General features: G+C 58.2%; 14 protein-coding genes. 13 read left to right on the top strand and 1 reads right to left on the bottom strand.

Annotated elements, in window-relative coordinates; all coding sequences use genetic code 11:
• Positions 1-200: 200 nt before the first annotated feature.
• From ACP90_RS28235 to ACP90_RS12310, 13 genes are all read left to right on the top strand, one after another.
• Positions 201-386 (top strand): DUF4089 domain-containing protein, encoded by a 186-nt coding sequence (locus ACP90_RS28235; protein WP_200863770.1) that lies wholly within the window; start codon positions 201-203, stop codon positions 384-386.
• Complete coding sequence (locus ACP90_RS12365) at positions 383-1,795, top strand: AtzE family amidohydrolase (RefSeq protein WP_062488512.1); 1,413 nt, start codon at positions 383-385, stop codon at positions 1,793-1,795. Before ACP90_RS28235 ends, ACP90_RS12365 begins: the two co-directional genes overlap by 4 nt.
• A gap of 6 nt (positions 1,796-1,801) precedes the next feature.
• On the top strand, positions 1,802-2,695 hold the full coding sequence (locus ACP90_RS12360) for a LysR substrate-binding domain-containing protein (RefSeq protein ID WP_062488511.1): 894 nt from the start codon (positions 1,802-1,804) through the stop codon (positions 2,693-2,695).
• A 191-nt stretch (positions 2,696-2,886) separates the two neighbouring features.
• Entirely contained in the window at positions 2,887-4,014 is a 1,128-nt protein-coding gene (locus tag ACP90_RS12355) for a TIGR03364 family FAD-dependent oxidoreductase (RefSeq protein ID WP_062488510.1), read from the top strand.
• Between the two features lie 9 nt (positions 4,015-4,023).
• Complete coding sequence (gene phnX, locus ACP90_RS12350; protein WP_062488509.1) at positions 4,024-4,806, top strand: phosphonoacetaldehyde hydrolase; 783 nt, start codon at positions 4,024-4,026, stop codon at positions 4,804-4,806.
• Positions 4,803-6,299 carry a sulfatase-like hydrolase/transferase gene (locus tag ACP90_RS12345; protein WP_062488508.1) on the top strand — a complete coding sequence of 499 codons (1,497 nt, stop codon included), beginning with the start codon at positions 4,803-4,805 and terminating at the stop codon, positions 6,297-6,299. The genes phnX and ACP90_RS12345 overlap by 4 nt, the downstream gene beginning before the upstream one ends.
• Before the next feature lie 141 nt (positions 6,300-6,440).
• The gene (locus ACP90_RS12340; protein ID WP_208993519.1) at positions 6,441-7,205 is read left to right on the top strand and encodes a trypsin-like serine protease; all 765 of its coding nucleotides are present in this window, start codon (positions 6,441-6,443) and stop codon (positions 7,203-7,205) included.
• Positions 7,206-7,371: 166 nt separating this feature from the next.
• A complete protein-coding gene (locus tag ACP90_RS12335; protein WP_031269325.1) occupies positions 7,372-8,181 on the top strand; it encodes an NAD kinase in 810 nt (269 codons plus the stop codon).
• Positions 8,182-8,325: 144 nt separating this feature from the next.
• Positions 8,326-8,850 (top strand): Hpt domain-containing protein, encoded by a 525-nt coding sequence (locus ACP90_RS12330; RefSeq protein WP_023001108.1) that lies wholly within the window; start codon positions 8,326-8,328, stop codon positions 8,848-8,850.
• A gap of 107 nt (positions 8,851-8,957) precedes the next feature.
• The gene (locus tag ACP90_RS12325) at positions 8,958-10,712 is read left to right on the top strand and encodes a caspase domain-containing protein (RefSeq protein WP_208993518.1); all 1,755 of its coding nucleotides are present in this window, start codon (positions 8,958-8,960) and stop codon (positions 10,710-10,712) included.
• A gap of 159 nt (positions 10,713-10,871) precedes the next feature.
• Positions 10,872-12,605 (top strand): caspase family protein, encoded by a 1,734-nt coding sequence (locus ACP90_RS12320; RefSeq protein ID WP_062488505.1) that lies wholly within the window; start codon positions 10,872-10,874, stop codon positions 12,603-12,605.
• Between the two features lie 161 nt (positions 12,606-12,766).
• Positions 12,767-14,521 carry a caspase domain-containing protein gene (locus ACP90_RS12315; protein ID WP_062488504.1) on the top strand — a complete coding sequence of 585 codons (1,755 nt, stop codon included), beginning with the start codon at positions 12,767-12,769 and terminating at the stop codon, positions 14,519-14,521.
• Between the two features lie 57 nt (positions 14,522-14,578).
• On the top strand, positions 14,579-16,438 hold the full coding sequence (locus ACP90_RS12310) for a caspase family protein (protein ID WP_062488503.1): 1,860 nt from the start codon (positions 14,579-14,581) through the stop codon (positions 16,436-16,438).
• 33 nt (positions 16,439-16,471) lie between these two features.
• On the opposite strand, the gene ACP90_RS12305 is transcribed toward ACP90_RS12310, so the two are convergent.
• Positions 16,472-17,626, bottom strand: a complete 1,155-nt coding sequence (locus tag ACP90_RS12305) for a DUF2336 domain-containing protein (RefSeq protein WP_062488502.1) — start codon at positions 17,624-17,626, stop codon at positions 16,472-16,474.
• Positions 17,627-17,743 lie beyond the last annotated feature (117 nt).

The following is a 17,743-nucleotide window of genomic DNA, read 5'->3' as shown; positions in this document are numbered from 1 at the left end:
ATTATGCGCAGGGCTATTTTTTATGCAACAAAAATGCTGCGCCGCAACAATGCTGTCCTGTGGAGACGTTCTGAAGTGGTAATGAAGCGCTTGAAACCAGACTTGCGAATGACAGAAACCAAAAGAAGATTTCTCCTCTGGACAGAACCCCATAGCCTTTGAATGATGCACCGGGAAAATTCAGGATGAAGGAAAGCGGGATGGCGGACACGTTTGAACCCAAGGCGCATGTGGCCCACATGGAAAAGATGTTGGGGCTGACGATCGAAGAAGACTGGCGACCTGTTGTGGAAATGCATATCGCCGCGATCGAGAAAGCTGCCGAAGCCGTCCTGGATTTTCCGCTGGAAGACCACGCCGAAGCCGCACCGGTCTTTGTTCCATGAGCCAGGACAACAGCAAACTGAACACGCTCTCTGCGGCTCAGACAGCCACAGCCGTCAACAGCGGCGACATCAGGGCTCTGGAAGTTGCCTACGCATCTCTCGAGGCTGTTGAACGTCTCAATCCGACGGTCAACGCCTTTACCGACGTCCTGGGGGAGCGTGCACTTCTTGAAGCGCGCGCTGTCGATGACGCGATTGCAGAGGGCCGAACACTGCCACTCGCCGGTGTCCCATATGCGGTCAAGAACCTGTATGATGTCGAAGGCCTGACAACGCGCGCCGGCGCGAAGATCAATCGCGAAAACCCGCCTGCTTCTGCCGATGCGACTTTGGTCCGCAAGCTGAAAGACGCTGGCGCAGTTCTGGTCGGCGCGACCCACATGGGCGAATACGCCTATGATTTTACCGGCGAAAGCGCGCACGACGGCATCTGCCGCAATCCTCATGATACGGGTCATATGACCGGGGGGTCTTCCTCCGGATCTGCCGCCGCAACGGCTGCCGGCATGGTGCCGCTGGCAATGGGCTCCGATACCAATGGCTCCATCCGCGTGCCGGCCTCGTTCTGCGGCCTGTTCGGCTTGAAACCGACCTATGGCCGCCTCAGCCGTGCAGGCACATACCCGTTTGTCGGCAGTCTCGATCACCTAGGCCCACTCACACGATCGGCAGAAGATCTTGCCCTGATCTTTGACGTCCTGCAGGGCCACGACCCCGCGGACCCGGCCCAGGCAAACCATCCGGAAATCGAGACCCATAACCGGCTGCAGGAAGATATCGGCCCGCTGCGCATTGCCGTTGCAGGTGGCTATTTCCGCGACAAGGCCCTGCCGGATGCCTTGAATGCAGTGGATCTTGTCGCCAAGGCGCTTGGGGCAAGCCTTGAGATCGACATTCCGGAAGCTGCCCGGGCCCGCGCCGCGGCCTATGTCATCACGGCGGCCGAAGGCTCTACCCTGCATCTCGGCCGCATCCTGGAACGGCCGCAGGACTTTGACCCGGAAACGCGTGACCGCTTCCTGGCGGGAACCATGGTACCGGCAATCTGGGTCCAGCAGGCTCAGCGCTTCCGGAGCTGGTTTCGCGACCTCTTCCGCAAGATATTCGAGAATGTCGATGTTCTTCTGGCCCCGGCGACCCCCTTCCCGGCTCTGCCGTCAGGTACCAAGACCTTCACCATCGGCGGCGAGACCATGTCGGCCCGGCCCAACATCGGCCTGTTTACCCAGCCAATCTCCTTCATCGGCCTTCCCGCGGTGACGGTACCGGTCTGGCTGGAAGGGGCGACATTGCCGATCGGTGTTCAGGTGATCGCCCCTGCCTGGCGCGAGGATCTGGCGCTTCGTGTCGCTTACCACCTGGAACAGACAGGTATCTGCCGCGCTCCCGTCGCCAATTTGACGGCCTGAAGCCCGGTGAAAAGGGAACTGGCCCGCATCACAGGAAATCTCAGCCTGGCGCAGCTGCGAGCGCTGGAGGCTGTGGTACGCACCGGGAGCTTCACAGATGCCGCAAAGGAGATCGGCGTCTCCCAACCCTCCATCTCCAATCACATTCAGGGTCTGGAAAGCCGCTTCAAGACAAAACTGCTGGTAAAGTCCGGATATTCAGTTTCCGCGACGCCGGTTCTGGCCTCTCTATTGCCCCGCATCAGGGCCTTGCTGGCATTGGCAGGTGATCTGGAAACCGAGCTGTCTCACCACCGCGCCCTTGCGGCTGGTGAACTCAGGATCGGCTATTCAACCTATCAGCTCGCCATCCCGATCATCTCGTCCTTCATGGCGAAACACCCAACCATCTCGATCGAGGCCCGCGCCCTTGCAAGCCAGGACATCATCAACCTGATCGAAACAGGCTCTCTCGATATCGGCTTCATTACCGGACGCGAAATTCCGGCAGGTCTCGAAGGCGAACTGATCCTGAAGACACGCATTGTCCTGGCGGTTCCTCCCGATCACCCACTGGCGAAAAAGGAGAGCGCTTCCTGGAAAGACGTCGCCGAGCTCCCCCTCCTCCAACGCGAAGGAAGTTCCGGCACCCGCCGACTGTTCGAAGCCGCTGCCACGCTTGCCGGGACAAGACCCAAGACCGCACTCGCTCTTGGCTCGTGGGGATCAATCGCAACGCTGGTCAGGTCCGGCTCGGGTATCGGTGTCGCGCTGGAAGCGGAAATTACCGAGCGCGACGGTTGTGTCGGCGTCAGGATCGAAGACGCGAACCTCAACGCAAACCACTTTGCAGTCTGGCAAAAAGACATGGGTACGGTGGCAGCCATAGAGGCATTTCGAGCCGGGTTGCCCGCTTCATGACAAATTGAAGTCACCAGTCATTTGATAATTAAAACCTATACATTTTGATCTTTGATAGACCAAAAGACACTTCCGTGATTACTGGCGCCTGACGCTTTCAAAACCACTGCGCCAGAGTCGATTTCGTCGCCCGCGACAAAAGCGTGATACTGACTTCGAACGACTCCAGCACAATTCCAGAGACCGCCTGAATGAAACAGAGATCTTATGACCTTGCGATCGTCGGTGCCGGGATCGTTGGACTTGCGCACGCCCTCGCAGCAGTCAGGCGCGGCAAGAAAGTTGTCGTCATTGATCGCGACAGCCAGGCAAATGGAGCATCGATCCGCAACTTCGGCTTTGTGACCGTAACCGGCCAACAGGCAGGCGACTGCTGGCAGAAAGCATCGCGCAGCCGACAGGTGTGGGCAGAAGTTGCGAAAGCCGCCCGCATACCGCTGCTGCACGAGGGTCTGACCATGACCGCAAGGCTCCCGGAATCGGAATCTGTTATCGACGCGTTTCTGAAGACAGAAATGGGTGCGGAGTGTCGGCGCCTGACACCCGCTGAGGCCGCCCACAAGGTTCCCTGTTTGCGACAGGAGAAAATCACCTGCGCGCTCTATTCACCGCTGGAAGTGCGTGTGGAATCGAAAGATGCCCTGCCCCGGATCGCCGATTGGCTGAAAGAAGCCCATGCAGTCGACTTCCTCTGGCAGACAAGCGTCAATTCTGTCGAGGCGCCGAAGCTTCAGACCTCGCGCGGGACGGTGCACGCGGAGACCGTGATCATCTGCCCCGGCGACGATGGAACGACGCTTTTTGCTGACCGGATCGCCACTTACGAAGTCACGCGCTGTAAACTGCAGATGTTACGCGTCGCCCCTCGCAATCGTATCGACCTTGGCACCGCAGTCATGTCTGACCTCGGCCTTGCGCGATATCTTGGCTATGCCGAACTCCCCGAAGCAGAGCCTTTGAAAGCCCGGCTGGATCGGGAGATGGCTGTTCACCGGGAAAACGGCATTCACCTGATCGTTGTCCAGTCCGAAGACGGCAGTCTCGTTGTCGGCGACAGCCATCATTACAGCTCGACACCCGATCCGTTCATCGACAAGACCGTGAACGACCTGATCCTGGGCGAGATGGAGACGATCCTCGATCTTGGCCCCTATGACATTTCTGAAACCTGGATCGGCACCTACGCCTCTGCCCCGGACCGCTGGCGCTTCACCGATGCGCCGGACGATAGTACCCGCATTGTCGTCGTCACGGCCGGCTGCGGTGCCTCCACCGCCTTCGCCATCGGCGAGGAAACCATTGCCGATCTCTATGCATGAGGAAACAAGATGAGCAAATTCAAAGCCGTGGTCTTCGACTGGGCCGGCACCATGATCGACTTCGGTTCCTTTGCCCCGATGGGTGTCTTCGTAAAGGCCTTCGATACCTTCGGCATTACCGCAACCATCGACCAGGCACGCGGCCCGATGGGCAAACCGAAGTGGGACCACATCCGCTCCATGATGGATGATCCGGACATCTGCGCCCAATGGATCGCCAAATACGGCCAAGCACCAACTGATGCCGATGTGGACAAGGTCTACAAGGTCTTCGTTCCAATGAACGAGGAAGTCGTCGCCGATTTCTCCGATCTCGTTCCAGGTGCTGTCGAGGTTGTCAGATTGCTTCGCGCCAAGGGCATGAAAATCGGCTCGACCACCGGCTATACCCGCTCGATCATGGAACGCGTGCTGCCGAAAGCTGCCGAACAGGGTTATGAACCGGACAATCTCATCTGTGCCGACGACCTGCCGGAAGGCCGTCCCGGTCCGCTCGGCATGTATCAGTGCTTCGTCGATCTGGTGGCCTACCCGCCGAGCGCGGTCATCAAGGTGGACGACACTGAACCGGGCATTGCCGAGGGTGTTGCAGCCGGCTGCCTGACTGTTGGTCTTGCGCTGTCAGGCAACTATGCAGGCAAGACACCGGAGGAACTCGCTGCACTTTCGAAAGATCAGGTTGACGTCCTGCGCCAGCATGCAACGGTAGAGCTGAAAAAAGCCGGCGCCGACTACGTCATTGATACGGTCGCGGATCTGCCAGCCCTGATCGAGAAACTGGAAGCGGAATGACACGTCCGAATATCCTGCTGATCACCGCTGACCAGTGGCGGGGCGATTGTCTCGGCACAGTTGGACACCCTGTTGTCAGGACGCCGAACCTTGATGCCTTCGCCGCAACGGCAACAGTTTTCGAGCAGCATTATGCGGCAACGGCTCCGTGCTCTCCTGCACGGGCCTCGCTCTATACCGGACTTTACCAGATGAACCACCGGGTCGTGTGGAATGGCGCACCACTCGATGATCGGTTCGACAATATCGCCCGTGCTGCCCGCCGGGCCGGATATACGCCAACGTTGTTCGGCTACACCGATACCTCACCCGATCCGCGCCTGCATCACCCGAACGACCCCGTCCTGACTTCCTATGAAGGTGTTCTGCCCGGCTTCTGGGTACGCCAGCCGCTTGCCGAGGACGAAAAGCAGTGGCTTTCCTGGATGGTCTCACGCGGTCACGATCCCGCAGGTTTGCCTACCATCCATCACGTGGAACCCGAAGAAGGTGAAAAAGTCAGCCTCAAGGCAGCCAGGTATTCGAAGGACGAAACCCAGACAGCCTTCATGACGGATGCCTTCCTCACCTGGCTTGGAGAACAGGATGAAGACCGGCCATGGATGGCGCATGTTTCCTTCCTGCGACCGCATCCGCCGATTGCCGCTCCTGCCCCCTATAACACCCTCTACAATCCCGATGACGGGCCGGGTTTCTCCGGGGCACCAACTGCGGCGGAGGAAGCTGCGTTTCACCCCTTCATGGAAGCCCTGCAGGATTATCAGCAGCTGGCCTCCCATCTACCGGGGACCACTGACTTCGTTCGTGATCTGACGGAGCGCGATCTCAGGCGGTTGCGAGCACTTTATTACGGCATGATCACCGAAGTTGACGCACAGCTCGGCCGGATCTTCGAGGCGCTGGAACCACTCGAAAACACGTTGGTTGTTTTCACCTCCGATCATGCGGAGATGATGGGCGATCACTGGATGCTCGGCAAAAGCGGGTTCTACCGCGAGAGCTACCACATCCCCCTCATGATACGGGCACCGGGTGGCGGTGCAGCGAACCGGGTCTCCGCCTTCACGTCCTCGACCGATATCTTCCCGACACTCCTGGATCTGCTGGATATCGAACCCGAGCATGCCCCGGACGGAGCCAGCCTGCTGCCGTACCTCAGCGGACAAACGCCTCTGTCCTGGCGAGATGCTGCTCTCTGGGAGTTCGATTACCGGCAATTTCTGAAAAAATGGCCGGAGAAGTTCCCGGCATCTGCCCATGAAGGATCCTCCACAGCACTTTGCCGCCTCGGGCCGGAATGGCAGTTCGTGCATTTCTCCGGAATGCCCAACATTCTGATGAAGGCCACCTGCACGTCCACCGCGCCGGTCAACGAGGCGGCCAGTCACCCGGACCTGGTGATCGCCAACCTTGATGCCCTTGTGGCAACCCGGATGCGCCACAACGACGAGACCCTGGCCCGCACCCTGGTCTGGGACTACTATCGGGAATAGCGAGGACTTTCGCAGGTCCGCTTAGCGTCACGTTAAGCGTCGAACGACAGAATGAACCCTCCAATGGGACTCTGAAGAATGCGTCAGACTTTGCGGAAAAATCGGCTATTCACCGGGATTGGACGGAGTGTCCTCCGGACCATGGGGCTGGCTCTCGTCGCCCTGTTCTCGCACCAGCATGTGTCCGCGGCCCCGATTGAGCTCAAGGTCATTGACTCGGTCGATCCCCCCTGGCCGTCCATAGGACGGGTAAACGTTGCCGGCTTCAGGTCGACTGCCATGTGTACCGGCACCTTGATCGCACCCGATATCGTGCTCACAGCCGCCCATTGCCTCTACAACAAGACGACCCGCAAGCCCTTTCCGATCGAAGACCTTCTGTTCATGGCCGGTGTTCGGCGGGACGAATACTCCGCCCGCTTGGAACCTGCATGCACCATCACCGCTGCAGGATACGAGCCACGGCAGAAACCCAGGTTGCGGGAGGTACACAAGGATGTCGGGATCATTCTGCTGAAGGAACCCAGCACATTACCGCCCGTTCCGGTGCTTTCGCTGGATGAGGCAACAGTTCTGACCAAGGACACACGGTTTCAATCCGCAGGCTATCGCCGCAGCCGCCGTTTTCTGCCAACCGTCGTGCCCGCGTGCAGGGTCATGGGAACCGCCGAGGACAGCTGGGTAACGGATTGCGCATCGGAAGCCGGCGCATCGGGCGGTCCGCTCCTGGTGGAAACGCCGAACGGGCTCCGTGTTGCCGGCATCATGTCGGCCAAGATCGACGCCGTCCGCTCAGCCATCGTGCCTTTCCTGGAATGGCAGGACCTTTTGGCCAATCCGCGCTGCAGCGGTGACAGTGCTCCGGCAACCCCGCCACTCCGGTCATCGCTTGATACGGACAACTGACGACAATTCAGCCGACGGGCATAATCTGAACCGAAAGACAAATTTTCTCTGCACCAACGCCGGTTGCCCGGTTATGGTGCTATTCCCTGAATTCGGCCCGGAGCAGCTTCGCAACGCGTGCAGCTTTTTGGCCGGCAGACTGCCAGACGCAAAGACCCCTTGGCTCATGTACCAATCTGCGCCTCCTTCCAGTGCTGAACACTTCCGGCCGGTTTCCACCGACAAGCTTGCCTTTGTCGCCAGCGACACGGAGGAAGCACTCAAGGCTCAGGAAGACCTGTCCGCCCGCTACGGCAATGTTCCGGTGGCTGAAGCCGATGTCATCGTGGCTCTCGGCGGTGATGGCCTGATGCTGCAGACCCTTCACAAGCACATGGGCAGCAACAAGCCGATCTACGGCATGAACCGTGGTTCGGTCGGCTTCCTGATGAACGAATACCGGGAAAACGACCTGAAGGACCGGCTAGCGCTGGCCGACATTACGACGATCCGGCCTTTGGAAATGACGGCAACGACCTCTGAAGGCATCCATCACGCCCTTGCCATCAACGAGGTGTCACTCCTGCGCCAGACATCGCAGGCCGCCCGTTTGCGCATCTCAGTCGATGGACGCGTCCGGTTGGAAGAACTTGTGTGCGACGGCATCATTGTCGCGACACCGGCGGGGAGCACTGCCTACAATCTATCTGCGCATGGCCCGATCCTGCCAATCACCGCACAGCTGCTCGCGCTGACCCCCATCAGCGCCTTCCGGCCACGGCGCTGGCGCGGCGCGATCCTGCCAAATGGCGCAAAGGTCGATATCGAGATACTGGATCCCGGCAAACGTCCTGTCAGCGCGTCAGCCGACCACACTGAAATCCGTCACGTCACCCATGTTGCAGTCCGGGAGGCGGCCGAAGCGGAAGGCGTGATCATGTTTGATTCCGATCACGGCTGGGACGAACGCATCCTCACTGAAATGTTCCGCTATTAGTTTCGAAACATCCCGGCGGAAACACCCTGTTAAGTATGATTGCCGATACTGCCAGCCACAGGCTCCGGCCGAATGCCCGAAGGCTTTGCCATCGAGGTGTTCTGAAGTCAGGACCGAGCGAGGATAACGAGGACATTTGCCGTCATGGCCGACACTGCCAAGGACCAGGAATATGAAATCTTGTCCCCGCCTTCGGACCTGCGCAGCAAGGTGCGGGAACTGACACCTCGCGAGGCCAAGAAATTCGATCCGGTCAAGGCGGCTGAAGCAGCACTCGAACGCTTGTCCTCCCATTTCGGAACCTGGATGAACAACGAGAGCGCCACCCTGCTCCACGCCTGGGAAGCTGTTCGCGCACAGGGATTGAACGACGACACCCTCGCCGCCCTGTTTCAGGCTGCACACAATATCAAGGGACAGGCCCTGACACTTGGTTTTCCATTGGTTGGCGAAGTCGCCGCCAGCTTCTGTCACCTGATCGAAACCGTGCCGTCTCCCGACAAGTTGCCCCTGTCCCTCGTCGAACGCTACGTCGAAGCCATTCGCGCAATGGTCGCCGAAGGTGCAAAAGACGAAGCGAACAAGACCGGCGTCGAACTTCTGAAAACCCTGCAAGGCGTGACGGAAGAATATCTGGCACAATTTCCGCCGAAACCTGATGACGTCTGACGGACCAGTAGACCAATTGCCAACAAGGTTTATGCCGCGACGTCAAAGAGTTGATTGACTCAGGTTTCAAGCGCGCATAGCATTCGGCCTATTCATGGAGAATGGCCGTGAAACATTTTTTTTGTTTCTTTTTTCTTTTATTGCTGTCTTTGACTTCCGCACATGCCGAACGAAGGGTAGCTCTCGTAATAGGGAATTCCGGCTACGCGAATGTCGCGGAGCTGAAGAACCCCTACAATGATGCCAAGGGCATGTCGGACAAGCTGACGGACCTCGGGTTCGATGTTGTCACAGGTCTCGACCTGAGCTTGAGGGACATGCGCCAGACCGTGCGCGAGTTCATCAAGAAGCTCGATAACGCAGACCTTGCCCTGTTCTTCTATGCCGGCCATGGCATCCAGGTGAACGGCGAGAATTATCTCGTCCCGGTCGACGCCGAACTCAGCACCCATCTCGACCTTGATTTCGAGGCCCTGCCCGCAAATCTCGTGCTCAATGCCATGGAGCAGAGCACGAAGGTTAACCTTGTCTTTCTGGATGCCTGCCGGAACAACCCGTTTACGGAAAACCTTGCCCGTTCCATGGGGACGCGCTCAAGCGCAGTCGGTCGTGGCCTGGCAAAGATCGGCTCCGGTGTCGGCTCCCTGGTTTCCTTCGCCACCCAGCCGGGCAATGTCGCGCTTGACGGCGATGGCGAGAACAGCCCGTTTACAACTGCCCTGATCAAGCATCTCGGCACGCCCGGTCAAGATATCACCCGCGACCTGGTAATGGTGCGCCGGGACGTTCTGGAAGCCACCAAGGGTCAGCAGGTTCCCTGGGACAATTCCTCGCTGACTGGCGAAGTCATTCTCAAACAGCTTGAGATGGTGCAGCCCGTCGAACCGGAAAAGCCAGCGATCAACCCACAGATCGAACTCACCTATTGGGACTCGATCAAGTCGGGACAGAATGCGGCCTACTTCGAGACCTATCTGTCTCGCTACCCGGAAGGCCAGTTCGCAGACATCGCCCGGATCCGTCTGGACGAGATCAAGGCAAAGGCCGAAAGCGACAAGGCCAAGCAGGCGAAACCGGATGCCACGGCTGAAATCACTTACTGGCAGACGATCCAGAATTCGACCCGGCCGGAAATGTTCGAGAGTTATCTCGGCAGATACCCGAACGGGATCTATGCCGACCTTGCCCAGCTGAAAATCCAGTCTATCAAGAGCCAGGCGGAAGCAGATGCGCGCCGCAAGGCTCAGGCAGAGGCTGAAGCCCAAGCCATCGCTTCGGCAGCAGCGAATGCATCGCCAGAAAGAACGGCGGCCAAGCCTGCAGACGAAATCACCGTTGCCGCCCTGACGCCCGATCAGGCGCCGTCAACAACCTCGACATCCCCGGTATCGTTGCTATCGCCTGAAGAGCTTGCAACGGCTCTCCAGACAGAACTCAACCGGGTTGGCTGTTCGGTTGGCCGTGTTGACGGTGACTGGGGCAACAGAAGCCGGCAGGCACTGAGAACCTATGGCCGCGAAGCCGGGATCGATCTTGCCTCACTTGACCCGGATCCTTCCATTTTGGACCAGCTCAAGAAATCGACCGGACGCGTTTGCCCGCTCACCTGTGGACGGAACCAGGAACTGAAGAACGGTCGCTGTGTCGCAACCAGAAAGCCTGAACCTTCCGGCAACAGCACAAAACCGAGCACACAGACGAAGACTACGGACAGCTGCCCGAAAAACCCGTCTGCCTATGGAAACAAGGTAATTGGAAAATCTCATGGCCTCGGCCGCCAGACCCTTACTCACCCCTGCGGCAGGAAGCTTGCATGCAGAGGTTCTAGGGCCAGCTGGGTAAAGACTTGCACCTGGCTTTAGCCGTTCGGCTGAAGTCTGATTTATGAATGTTTGAAGTTGAATTTTTCTGGTGAGCCCGCGATCTGATTTCCGATCCCGAATCGCCGGATTACCCTTCGGGGGAGCAGCCGGTTTTTTACCCGATTGCTCCCGAGATCAGGTAGCTCTGGAGAATCGATTGTGAAGCAGATCCTCGTATCCCTTTTGCTTCTTGCGTTTGCCGCGACCGCGGCACATGCCGAACGCCGTGTGGCGCTCGTGATCGGTAATTCCGGTTATGAGCACGTCACTCAGCTCACCAATCCGGACAACGACGCCAAAGGCATGGCCGAAAAACTGGCCAGTCTGGATTTCGAGGTCGTGACCGGCACCAACCTGTCGCTTCGTGATATGCGAAAGACCGTTCGGGAGTTCATCGCCAAGCTCGAAGGTGCTGATATAGCCCTGTTCTTCTACGCAGGGCATGGCCTTCAGGTAAGTGGCGAGAACTATCTGGTACCGATTGATGCCGAGCTGAATTCCTACGTCGACCTTGAATTTGAAGCGATGCCGGCGAACCTTGTTCTCAATGCCATGGAGCATTCCACAAAGGTCAATCTGGTGTTTCTGGACGCCTGCCGGAACAATCCGCTTGCTGAAAACCTTGCGCGGTCCATGGGCACCCGTTCCGGTTCTGTTGGCCGGGGCCTTGCCAAGATCGGCTCCGGAGTTGGCTCCCTGATTTCCTTCGCCACCCAGCCTGGTAACGTCGCGCTTGATGGCGACGGCGAGAACAGCCCTTTCACGACTGCCCTTCTAAAACATCTCGGCACGCCCGGACAGGATATCACCCGGGATCTCGTCATGGTTCGCAGGGACGTTCTGGAAGCCACCAAGGGACAGCAGGTTCCCTGGGACAATTCCTCGCTCACTGGCGAAGTGATCCTCAAACAGCTCGAGATGGTGCAGCCTGTCGAACCGGAAAAACCCACGATCAACCCGCAAATCGAGCTGGCCTACTGGGATTCGATCAAGTCCGGCGAATCCATTGCCTATTTTGAAACCTACCTGAGCCGTTACCCCGACGGCCAGTTTGCCGACATCGCCCGGATCCGTATCGACGAAATCAAGGCAAAGGCCGAACGTGACAGTGCCCAGCAGAACAAGCCGGATGCAACGGCTGAGATCACCTACTGGCAAACAATCCAGAATTCGACCCGGCCGGAGATGTTCGAAAGTTACATTACCCGGTATCCAAAAGGGATCTACGCCGACCTTGCGCGGTTGAAGATCGAATCGATCAAACGCCAGGCCGAAGCAGAAGTCCGCCGCAAGGCCCAGGCCTCAGCGGCCGCGCCCAACCCGGTGCCTGAAAGAACCGCTACCAAACGTGACGAGGAAATCACCGTTTCCGCGCTGACACCTGACGAAACACCGGCAGGCGTCATACCTTCGCCAGTCACAACGCTCTCCGCTGAAGAACTGGCCACGGCTCTGCAGACTGAACTCAACCGCGTCGGCTGTTCGGTTGGCAGGGTTGATGGCGATTGGGGCAACAAGAGCCGTCGGGCACTGAGGACCTATGGACGCGAAGCGGGCATCGATCTTGCCTCACTCGACCCAAGTCCCGCTATTTTGGACCAGCTCAAGAAATCAACCGGACGCGTTTGCCCGCTCACCTGTGGACGGAATCAGGAACTGAAGAACGGTCGCTGTGTCGCAACCAGAAAACCTGAACCTTCCGGCAACGGCTCCAAGCCGAGCACCAAGTCCAAGACCGCCGACAGTTGCCCGAAAAACCCGACTATTTACGGCAACAAGATCATCGGCAGAGTGCCCGGTGTCGGACGACAGACGTTGACACACCCGTGCGGCAGGAAGCTCGCTTGCAAAGGTTCGAAGGCCAGCTGGATATTGAGCTGTAACTGGATTTAGCCACTCGGTTAAAGCCAGATTTAAGTACGTTTAAAGTTGAAGTGTGCCGGCGAGCCGCGATCTGAATTATGATCCCGGCCTGCCGGAGTGCCCTTCAGCAGAGTAACCGGAATAGTTTTGCACGGCAGCTCCCGAGAGCTGGTAGGTTTGGAGAACCGCCTGTGAAGCAGATAATCGCATGCCTGTTGCTACTTGTGTTTGCCGCAAGCGCGGCACATGCCGAACGCCGTGTGGCGCTCGTGATCGGTAATTCCGGCTACGCGAATGTCGCGGAGCTGAAGAACCCCTACAATGATGCCAAGGGCATGTCGGACAAGCTGACGGACCTCGGATTCGATGTTGTCACAGGTCTCGATCTGAGTTTGAGGGACATGCGCCAGACCGTGCGCGAGTTCATCAAGCAGCTCGACAACGCTGACCTTGCCCTGTTCTTCTATGCCGGCCATGGCATCCAGGTGAACGGCGAGAATTATCTCGTCCCGGTCGACGCCGAACTCAGCACCCATCTCGACCTTGATTTCGAGGCTCTGCCCGCAAATCTCGTGCTCAATGCCATGGAACAGAGCACGAAGGTCAACCTTGTCTTTCTGGATGCCTGCCGGAACAACCCGTTTACGGAAAACCTCGCCCGTTCCATGGGGACGCGTTCAAGCGCAGTCGGTCGTGGCCTTGCGAAGATCGGCTCCGGTGTCGGCTCCCTGGTTTCCTTCGCCACCCAGCCGGGCAATGTCGCGCTTGACGGTGATGGCGAGAACAGCCCGTTTACAACTGCCCTGATCAAGCATCTCGGCACGCCCGGCCAGGACATCACCCGCGACCTGGTAATGGTGCGCCGGGACGTTCTGGAAGCCACCAAGGGCCAGCAGGTTCCCTGGGACAATTCCTCGCTGACCGGCGAAGTCATTCTCAAACAGCTTGAGATGGTGCAGCCCGACGAACCGGAAAAGCCGGCGATCAACCCACAGATCGAACTCACCTATTGGGACTCGATCAAGTCGGGACAGAATGCGGCCTACTTCGAAACCTATCTGTCTCGCTACCCGGAAGGCCAATTCGCAGACATCGCCCGGATCCGTCTGGACGAGATCAAGGCAAAGGCCGAAAGCGACAAGGCCAAGCAGGCGAAACCGGATGCCACGGCTGAAATCACCTATTGGCAGACGATCCAGAATTCGACCCGGCCGGAAATGTTCGAGAGTTATCTCGGCAGATACCCGAACGGGATCTATGCCGACCTTGCCCAGTTGAAAATCCAGTCTATCAAGAGCCAGGCGGAAGCGGATGCGCGCCGCAAGGCTCAGGCAGAGGCTGAAGCCCAAGCCATCGCTTCGGCAGCAGCGAATGCATCGCCTGAAAGAACGACGGCCAAGCCTGCAGACGAAATCACCGTTGCCGCCTTGACGCCCGATCAGGCGCCGTCAACGACCTCGACATCCCCGGTATCGTTGCTATCGCCTGAAGAGCTTGCAACGGCTCTCCAGACAGAACTCAACCGGGTTGGCTGTTCGGTTGGCCGTGTTGACGGCGACTGGGGCAACAGAAGCCGTCAGGCGCTGAGAACCTATGGACGTGAAGCCGGGATCGATCTTGCCTCGCTCGACCCGGATCCTTCCATTCTGGAACAGCTCAAGAAATCGACCGGACGTGTCTGCCCGCTGACCTGTGGTCGGAACCAAGAATTGAAGAACGGCCGCTGTGTCGCGACCAGAAAGCCTGAACCTTCCGGCAACAGCACAAACCCGAGCACACAAACCAAGACAACTGCCAACTGCCCGAAAAACCCGAGCTCTTATGGCAACAAAGTAATCGGAATGGGACATGGTACGGGACGCCAGACATTGACCCATCCCTGTGGCAGAAAGCTTTCCTCTGTGGGCAACCATTCCAGTTGGGTTCTGACCTGTAACTGGCTTTAAGCACTTGGCTACGGCCTGAATTTTGAACTTTTGAAGTTGAGATGTTCCGGCGTATCCATGTTCAGAATGATGATCATTGCCTGCCGGAGCTCCCTGCAGCAGAGTACCCGGAACAGTTTCCCCCGGCAGCTCCCGAGGGCCGGTAGGTTTGGAGAACCGCCTGTGAAGCAGATACTTGCATGCCTGTTGCTTCTTGTGTTTGCCGCAAGTGCGGCACATGCTGAACCTCGTGTAGCACTCGTGATCGGTAATTCCGGTTATGAACATGTCACACAGCTCACCAATCCCGACAACGACGCCAAAGGCATGGCCGAAAAACTGACCAGTCTGGATTTCGAGGTCGTGACCGGCACCAACCTGTCACTTCGGGATATGCGAAAAACCGTGAGGGAGTTCATCGCCAAACTCGAAGGTGCGGATCTTGCCCTGTTCTTCTACGCTGGCCATGGCCTGCAAGTGAATGGCGAGAACTATCTGGTGCCGATCGACGCCGAGCTGAATTCCTACGTCGACCTTGAATTCGAGGCGATGCCGGCAAATCTCATTCTCAATGCCATGGAGCATTCCACCAAGGTTAATCTGGTGTTTCTGGACGCCTGCCGGAATAATCCGCTTGCTGAAAACCTCGCACGGTCCATGGGCACACGTTCAGGCTCTGTTGGCCGGGGCCTTGCCAAGATCGGCTCCGGGGTTGGTTCCCTGATTTCCTTCGCCACCCAGCCTGGTAACGTCGCGCTTGATGGTGACGGCGAGAACAGCCCGTTTACAACTGCCCTGATCAAGCATCTCGGCACGCCCGGTCAGGACATTACCCGGGATCTCGTCATGGTTCGCCGGGACGTTCTGGAGGCCACCAAGGGTCAGCAGGTTCCCTGGGACAATTCCTCGCTGACTGGTGAGGTGATCCTCAAACAGCTCGAGATGGTGCAGCCTGTCGAACCGGAAAAACCCGCGATCAACCCGCAAATCGAACTGGCCTACTGGGATTCCATCAAATCCGGCGAATCTATCGCCTATTTCGAAACCTACCTGAACCGTTACCCCGACGGCCAGTTTGCCGATATCGCCCGAATTCGAATCAATGAAATCAGAAACCGAAGCGAGGCAGAAGCTGCCCGCAACGCAAAACCCGACACCTCCGCTGAAATCGCTTTCTGGCAATCAATCCAGAATGCCACCCGTCCGGAAATGTATGAAACCTATCTGGAGCAATATCCGGACGGGATCTACGCCAAGCTGGCAAGGCTGAAGATTACGACGCTGCTACAGCAGGCCCAAGCGGAAGCTGCTGCCGCCGCTGCGGCAAAAGCAGCCAATGCTGTCGCAGCCTCTAAAACCGCTCCGTCTGGACCGGAAATAACGGTTGCTGCCCTGCCACAGCAAGAAACCGCATCACCCGCATCCGCATCGGCAGTCACACCTTCAAGCATAAGCCGTTCCCTTTCGCCTGAAGAACTTGCCACTGCAATGCAGACCGAATTGAACCGCCTTGGGTGTTCGGTTGGTCGTGTTGACGGTGACTGGGGCAACCGTAGCCGGCAGGCTTTGAGGACTTTCAGCCGCGAAGCAGGTGTCGATATTGCCTCGCTCGACCCGGACCCTTCAATTCTAGACCGCCTGAAGCAATCGACAGGCCGTGTATGCCCGCTGACATGTGGCCGAAATCAGGAACTGAAGAACGGCAAGTGCATCGCCGTTCGGCAGGAGGCCCCCTCCAAATCGAACGAGAAGTCAAACTCCACTAAGACAGTACAATCAAGTGGTGCTTGCCCCGCCAATCCGACGGCATCTTCCAGAAGGCTGGTTCATTTCAACAACCGGCAGATCACTGCGACCATCACACACCCTTGCGGTCGGCAAGTGACATGCAATCGCAACCTCAAATCAGGCACACAGCCGACTTGTTTCTGGAGGTAAGGTCGAGCTTTTGAAATGGAATCTGACAGCAGCTCAAGCAGCGGCTGTCACCTGAAGGCCGCTGTTCTTCACCAATAGCCGAGCCTCGAGACGTGCAACGTCGATGGCGAAACGGCGCAGGAATGCAGTCACGTCTTCGTCCGCTCCCAGGGCGCCGTCCTGCATTTCGGAAAGCAGTGTTTCCGTTAGCATGCGGGCTTGGTCCAGTGCCAGATCATAGGTGAAGTCGGCGTCCGCCTGCCGGGCAATGTCAATGGCCAGCAGAAAGGCCTGGTGAGCCCGTAGAGGCAAACCGGCCTTGCGGAGCATGGCCTGCAGCGCCGACCGGCGAACCGTCACCAGAAGCTTGCACAGCCTCGGCAACGGCACCTGGCCAAGGTTGGCAAGAGCGGCAGCGAAAAACCGCAAGCGTCCACAGCAGACCGCGCGCAGCAGCAGCCGGGTGGTCAGCTTGCCATTGACACGAAGATGCTCGACGAATTCCGGCAGATCGTCTGCACCGGCTTCGAGAGCCAGCCGCAACACGACCTTGTCTTCCGCATCGCTCAGGAAAGTATGACGCTGGTTTTCTGGAACGCGCTCCAGCACGATCGGATGATCGTCAAGGTTCTGCGCGAGCCGCATCAGCAACTGATAGCGCGTGGTCAGCGGCAGGTCCCGGGTTTTCAGAAGCTGGTCGCAGAGGTCCGGCCGGTCTTCGAATCTTTGCGCGATACGCAGGAGGGAGGACTGCAGGATGCGGGCGCTTCTGTTTTCCAGAAGCTGTCTGCAGGCCTGCTCGCAGCCAACCTCGCAGATGGCGGCGCAGACAGAAGCCGGCAATCCCTCACGAGAGGCGATGGCGCATTGAACTGCGTCGCTGCCTTCGGCAAGAAGGTCGACCAGTTCGACATCCGTCAATATGGGAGAGTGCTTGAGAACCGGCAAAGCCACTTCGTCGACATCACTTGCGAGGCAGCGGACGACGTGACCGGGAGCGTAGGCGCTTCGCGCAAGCAGGCTTGCTATCGCCTTGCGCACGGCGCGGCTGGGGTCGTCGAGAAGAATCGTCAAGGCTGCAGCCATGCTGGTCTGTTCCTGGCTGCCAGGTTCGGCTGCCAAATAACGTTCCGCGAATTCTTCCGCGGCCCGTATATCCAAGGTGCGCTCGTCAACTTCGTTCAGAGGGTGAAAGTCATGTGCGTTCATGGCGGTAAAACAATCTTCCCAAGAGTCGAGTGTGAGTCTGACATCAAAGGCTTAACGATCGGTTCACCATAATTTTGCCAGGTTCTCTGGCGAATGCCCGCCTTTCCCGATGGTGGC

Origin of the sequence: Labrenzia sp. CP4 (assembly GCF_001579905.1) — a bacterium.
GTDB lineage: Bacteria > Pseudomonadota > Alphaproteobacteria > Rhizobiales > Stappiaceae > Roseibium > Roseibium algicola.
This window is presented reverse-complemented; position numbering and strand designations above follow the sequence as displayed.

Coding starts and splice junctions, on each gene's coding strand:
- ACP90_RS12365 (WP_062488512.1), top strand. CDS start 383: ATGAGCCAGGACAACAGCAAACTGAACACGCTCTCTGCGGCTCAGACA.
- phnX (WP_062488509.1), top strand. CDS start 4,024: ATGAGCAAATTCAAAGCCGTGGTCTTCGACTGGGCCGGCACCATGATC.
- ACP90_RS12310 (WP_062488503.1), top strand. CDS start 14,579: ATGTTCAGAATGATGATCATTGCCTGCCGGAGCTCCCTGCAGCAGAGT.
- ACP90_RS28235 (WP_200863770.1), top strand. CDS start 201: ATGGCGGACACGTTTGAACCCAAGGCGCATGTGGCCCACATGGAAAAG.
- ACP90_RS12335 (WP_031269325.1), top strand. CDS start 7,372: ATGTACCAATCTGCGCCTCCTTCCAGTGCTGAACACTTCCGGCCGGTT.
- ACP90_RS12345 (WP_062488508.1), top strand. CDS start 4,803: ATGACACGTCCGAATATCCTGCTGATCACCGCTGACCAGTGGCGGGGC.
- ACP90_RS12355 (WP_062488510.1), top strand. CDS start 2,887: ATGAAACAGAGATCTTATGACCTTGCGATCGTCGGTGCCGGGATCGTT.
- ACP90_RS12330 (WP_023001108.1), top strand. CDS start 8,326: ATGGCCGACACTGCCAAGGACCAGGAATATGAAATCTTGTCCCCGCCT.
- ACP90_RS12340 (WP_208993519.1), top strand. CDS start 6,441: ATGGGGCTGGCTCTCGTCGCCCTGTTCTCGCACCAGCATGTGTCCGCG.
- ACP90_RS12305 (WP_062488502.1), bottom strand. CDS start 17,626: ATGAACGCACATGACTTTCACCCTCTGAACGAAGTTGACGAGCGCACC.